Source organism: Kocuria sp. CPCC 204721 (assembly GCF_040980945.1).
Classification (GTDB): domain Bacteria; phylum Actinomycetota; class Actinomycetes; order Actinomycetales; family Micrococcaceae; genus Kocuria; species Kocuria marina.
Genome location: NZ_JAVKPO010000065.1, coordinates 1 through 542 on the forward strand (window position 1 = coordinate 1; position 542 = coordinate 542).

Below are 542 nucleotides of genomic sequence, written 5' to 3' on the forward strand. Positions count from 1 at the left end.
AGATCCAACAGGTCCATATCCTTCAGGCGAAGTCGACGGAATTTGGTCAAGGAACTAGGATTAATCAGATTAGTCTCCTCAGGAGTTAATCCCAAGAAGTACTTAAACGACATATCATAGCGAGTACGTTCAACAACATCAACATCCGATATGTTATAGATTACCTTTAAAAGAAGATACTTAAACATACGGATAGGACTCTCTGCTGTACGACCATTGTCATGACAATACTTGTCCTGTAATTCCTGGTATACGAAACTAAAGTCCACCAGGTCAGTAATCTGGCGGAGCAGGTTGTCTTTTGGGATAATCAAGTCATACAAACTTGAATAATCCCTGAATGATATTGTCTGTTGTTGCTCTAGCATAATCCTTGTATTTTTCTACAAAGATACAAAAAATATTGCACATATGCAACTTTTGGGTACACTATTTCAAAGATCGAATGTTAAACTAGCATAACCCATGAAGGGACTTTTTCAGTGCCCTCCCAGGGCAGCGCCCTGGGTATGATGGCAATCAGCAAGGCGCCCTGTAAGGGC

General features: G+C 40.8%; 1 protein-coding gene. It reads right to left on the reverse strand.

Features of this window, described 5'->3' with window-relative positions; all coding sequences use genetic code 11:
• Positions 1-368: transposase (locus RF637_RS13875; RefSeq protein WP_368845135.1), on the reverse strand; the 368-nt coding region annotated here is incomplete at its 3' end.
• Positions 369-542 lie beyond the last annotated feature (174 nt).